Raw genomic sequence first — 5,414 nt, 5'->3', positions numbered from 1 at the left:
AGAACCAGGTTGCCCTGTTTGTCGCCGACGGCGTCGTAGACCGAGGTGATTACCGGGGTGGTGGAAACCAGGTCGACGGTATAGCCGTGGTCAGCGGTGACGGTGCTGCTGTTGCCCACGCTGTCGTGCGCCAACAGGGTGGCGTGGATATTGGTTTCCTTGGCCAGGTCCGCACCGCTGACGGAGACGTTCCAGTCGCCCGAGGCGTTGACCGCGGCGCTGTAGGCATGGCCGTTCAGCGTGAAGCTGACGACGTCGCCGGCGAGGAACTCGCCACCAGCCTTGCCGCTGATGGTCTGGCTGACTTTCGATTCTTCGAGGTTGAGGATGTTGTCGGCCGTTACCGGATCGATGCTCAGCGTTGCCACTGGCGGGATCAAGTCAACCGTGTACGGATGGCTTGCCGGTACGCTGGAACTGTTGCCCGCGATATCGTGGGCCACCAGGGTCGCCTCGATGCTGTTGCCCTTGGCCAGGTCGGTCCCCGACACCACTACGCTCCAGTCACCCGAGGCGTTGACTGCCGCGCTGTAGGCCGTGCCGTTCAGTGTGAAGCTGACGACGTCGCCGGCGAGGAACTCGCCACCGGCCTTGCCGCTGATACTCTGATTGGTCATGGCTTCGGACGCGTTGACCACGTCGTCACCAGCAACCACGTTGATGCTCAGTGTTGCCACTGGCGGAATCAGGTCCACGGCGTAGCCATGGTCAGCCACGACGTTCGCGCTGTTACCGGCGGTGTCGTGGGCGACCAGGGTTGCGTGGATGTTGGTCTCCGCCGCCAGATCGCTACCGGCCACCGACACGCTCCAGTCGCCGGTCGCACGCACGGCGGCACTGTAATCGGTGCCGTTGAGGGTGAAGCTCACCAGATCGCCAACACTGAACTCGCCACCCACCTTGCCGCTGATGGTCTGGTTCACTTTCGATTCGGCGAGGTTGACGATGTCGTCACCGGCCACCACGTTGATGGTCAGCGTTGCCACCGGCGGCACCGTATCCACACGGTAGGCGTGGTCGGCGGTGACGGTATTGACGTTGCCCACATCGTCGTGCGCGACCAGGGTAGCGTGGATGTTAAGGCCCGGATCACCTGCCAGGGCAGAGCCCGGCACCTGCACACTCCAGGCACCGGAGGCATTGACCTGTGCGCTGTAGTCCGTACCGTCCAGCGTGAAGGTCACCAGATCGCCGGCAGTGAAGCTGCCAATGGCTTTGCCGCTGATGGTCTGGCTGGTCTGCGACTCCGCCAGGTTGACGATATCGTCACCGGCCACGGTGTCGATGGTGAGCGTCACGTCTTCCGGTATCAGCTTCACGACGTAGCCATGATCGGCGACTACGGTGCTGCTGTTGCCCGCCACATCATGCGCGATCAGCGTCGCGTGGATGTTGGATTCCTTGGCCAGATCGCTGCCGGCCACCGGCACGCTCCAGTCACCCGATGCGTTGACCGCTGCGCTGTAGGTGGTGCCATTGAGCGTGAAGGTCACCAGGTCGTTGGGCAGGAATTCACCAGCAACCTTGCCGCTGATGGTCTGGCTGGTCTGCGACTCGGCCAGGTTGAGGATGTCGTCACCCGCCACCACGTTGATTGTCAGCGTGGCTTCCGGCGCAATCAGGTCCACGGCATAGGCATGGTCGGCCACGATGCTCGCGCTGTTACCGGCGGTGTCGTGGGCGACCAGGGTCGCGTGGATGTTGGTCTCTGCGGCCAGATCGCTACCGGCCACCGACACGTTCCAGTCGCCCGTCGCACGCACGGTGGCGCTGTAGTCGGTGCCGTTGAGGGTGAAGCTCACCAGGTCGCCAGCCTTGAATTCGCCGACCACTTTGCCGCTGATGGTCTGGTTTACTTTCGATTCGGCGATGTTGACGATGTCGTCACCGGCCACCACGTTGATGGTCAGCGTTGCCACCGGCGGGATGATGTCAACCGAGTAGGCATGCTCCGCAGTGACCGTGGCGTGGTTGCCTGCCACGTTGGTGGCATCCAGAGTCGCATTGATGATGTGCAGCTCATCCGCCACCAGTTCAGCGCCCGGAACGGAGATGCTCCAGTCACCATTGGCATCGATGGTACCGCTGTAGGTGATGTGGTTGACGATGACCTTGACCACATCGCCCGCACGGCCACCGGTGGACCCACCGGTAATGGCCTGGTCTACAGCAGCTTCCGCAATGTTGACGATGTCGTCGCCGGCCACAATGTCGATGGACAGCGAAGCCAGCGGTGGAGTGAGGTTCACCGTGTAGGGACGGTCGGCATCGATCATGCCGACGTTACCCGCCAGGTCGTGCGCTTCGAGGGTGGCATGGATATTGGTTTCAGCCGCCAGGTCGGAGCCCGCGACCTGCACGCTCCAGTCGCCCGAGGCGTCGACCGCCGCACTGTAGGAAGTGTCGTTCAGCTCGAACCTGACGATATCACCGGCCTGGAATTCGCCCGAGGCGTGCCCTGATATGGTCTGCTGTTGCGCGGCCTTGTCCTGGTTGACAAGGTCGTTGCCGGCGACGGCATCGATGGTCAGATGGCTGGTATCAGGGGTCGGAGGGTCAGTGTCGATGACCACGGGATAATCATTCGACGGCACGCTCGGGTTGCCACCGGCGTCTACGGCAATGACGGTGAAGTCGTGCTCGCCATCCGCCAGGGCCTTGTCAACCGGGACCTCGTACGACCAGGTGCCGTCCTTGTCAGCAACGGCAGTGCCCAGCTCCACGCCATTATCGTAGACGTGAACGGTGCTGCCCGGCTCGGCTTCACCGGAAAGTACCGGTGTATTGTCGTTGGTCGAACCGTCCTTGGCGACGTCGATCGGGTGCTCCGGATCGTTGTTGTTGGCCACCGAGTCGATGGTGGGAGCATCCGGGGGGATAAGGTCGACTGTGTACATGTGGAAGGTCGACACGGACACTTCATTGCCAGCCGCATCCGTGGCGAACAAGGTGCAATAGATTCGCGGTGGCTCGTTGGCGACCAGCTCGGAGCCCGGGACGTTGACGCTCCAGCGCCCGTCCGCAGCGACAGTCGAACTGTAGCTGAGCTCACCGAAGGTCACTATCACCATATCTCCAGCGCGCGCGCCGGAAGAACCGCCCGAAACAACCACGACAGAGGTCGCTTCGACGGCATTGATGATGTCATCACCGGCAAGCGCGTCGAACCACAGGTCTGCAATCAGTGGGCTTGTGTCGATGGTGATCGGATACGGTGCGGATGGATCACTCCTGTTGCCAGCCGGGTCCTCGGCGCTGACGCTCAGCTCATGCGCGCCGTCGGCCAGCGGCGAGCCAGGGGTAAAGCTCCAGCTACCGTCGGGTTCGACCACGGCAGTACCGATCTCGCTGCCATTGTCCATCACGTGGATGGTGTCGCCCGGCTCGGCACCAACACCGGAAATCACCGGGGTACTGCCACTGGTCAGGCCGTTCGGTTCGACATGGATCGGACCGCCCACGTCGCGTTCATTGATGACGTCGCTGATCGCCGGGACATCCGGGGCATTCGTGTCGACGATGATCGTGTAGGGATCGGACGGCTCGCTCTTCTCGTGGGTCGCGGGGTCCTCATCGATGACGACAATGTCGTGCGTACCGTCATCCAGCGGCAGGTCCGGTACAAAGCTCCAGCTGCCATCGGCATTGGCTGTGGTACTACCGATTTCATTGCCATTGTCGAGCACATGGATGATGTCGCCCGGCGTTGCACCACTGCCCGACACGACCGGAGTGGGGTCGTTGGTCGCAGAGTTGTGGGCAATGTTGCTCGGGTGAAGCGGATCGTTATCGTTGGTGATGTTGCTGATCGCCAGCTTTGCCGGCGCCTGCAGAAGCAGACCGTGATGGTTGCTATTGCTGCTCCTGGTGGCTGTCGCCACCCCGACAACGCCCGCCCCCGCGAGCAGCGGCCACAACAGGGCGCTGCCGGCGCTCTCCATCCCCGCGTAAGCGAGCGGCGCGGTCCCCAGCGAGGAGGTGCCCAGGACAATTGGTTCGAGCTCGCCATCCGCCAACAGGAAGCTTTCGCCGTCGGCTCGTACGTAGCTATAGAGCTGGCCATCTTCGGCAGCGCCATAGAGCTGCGTATCCATGCCCTCTGCAAAGTAGTCCTGGATAACCAGTTCAGGCTCTTCGCTGCCGTTGAGGAAGACCTGCAGGTCCTTGCCGACACGTTTAACGCTGACGTTCTCGGGCGCTACATTGCTGTTTTCTACCTGGAGCAGGTACTTGGTACCCACTTGCGCCTTGACCTTGCCTCCTGATTTGACGGCAACCTTCGTGGTTGCATTTTCGCTGACTGCAACAAGACCAACATTTTCAGTAGACATCTATAGATTGCCTCGGGGAGGGACGGTTTTCGAGGCATCAAGTCTGAATTTGCAGCTATGAGAGTTATACTCAGACCATTCCGATGATATGGATAGATATTCCGAATAGTTGTAGGAAGGCTGCGTAGAGATCAGCAGCGAGTCGGCATTGGGCAGAAGGCCAATCACCGCAGCAGCTCCGTTGCCGCAAACGCCGCCCAATAAAAAGCCCGCCTTGAAAGGCGGGCTTTTTAGTGTTGCCGGGTAATCCAGACAAGGGCTGAGTTTCCCCGGAGACAGCTCGGAAAACAAATTATCCGAACCGTCTCACCGGGCCATTCTCAACCGCCGTTCTGAGTTCCCTGGATCACCAGTTCCACGCGGCGGTTCGGTGCGTTGCAGGCGATCTTCTCGCTACGCGAACCGCTGTTGCACTGCACCACCGGCTCGGCGCTGCCACGGCCGCTGGCGTGCACCAGCTGGCTCTGCACGCCCTGCTCCAGCAGCACACGGCGCACAGTCTCGGCGCGCTGCTGCGACAGGGTCTGGTTGGCCTGAGCCTTGCCGATCGGGTCGGCGTGGCCGATCACTTCGATGCCACTGATACGCCCGGGCTGCTGCTGGATCTCCTGCACCACCTGGCCCAGTTGGCTGCGGCCTTCGGCGGTCAGGTCGTTGTAGCCACCCTTGGCGAAGTGGAACAGCACGTCGCTGCGCAGGCTCAGCTTGGTTTCGGTCTGGCACGGCACCACGGAGGGCGCGCGGCTGATGACGTGGGCCTGCCGGCGCAGGCCTTGCAGGCTCTGCTCGGCGTCCTTGCCGGTGTGCACGATGGGGGTGCTCTGGTGCGGCATCACCGGGGCTTCCAGCACGTAGGTCTGGCCACCTGAGAGTTTGGCGAAGCTCGCCGGGTTGCGTTTGCCGACGTACAGCGGTGCGTCACCGATGTAGGACTCCAGCGCATGCTCGCCCGCCGGGGTGCAGAACACGGTGTAACCGCCGGGCATCAGGGCGCTTTGCAGGTGGCCGTCGATGTAGACGTGGGCGGCTTCCTTGCCGGCGTCATTGCCACGGTACATGACGATCTGGGCTTGTTCGGGAACG

General features: G+C 62.2%; 2 protein-coding genes. Both read right to left on the bottom strand.

Annotated elements, in window-relative coordinates; translation table 11 throughout:
• Window positions 1-4,241: Ig-like domain-containing protein (locus N5C91_RS31675; protein WP_279834473.1), on the bottom strand; the 4,241-nt coding region annotated here is incomplete at its 3' end.
• Between the two features lie 410 nt (window positions 4,242-4,651).
• Window positions 4,652-5,414: OmpA family protein (locus N5C91_RS31670; RefSeq protein WP_279834470.1), on the bottom strand; the 763-nt coding region annotated here is incomplete at its 5' end.

The organism is Pseudomonas sp. GD03903 (assembly GCF_029840045.1).
GTDB lineage: Bacteria > Pseudomonadota > Gammaproteobacteria > Pseudomonadales > Pseudomonadaceae > Pseudomonas > Pseudomonas pseudonitroreducens.
This window is presented reverse-complemented; position numbering and strand designations above follow the sequence as displayed.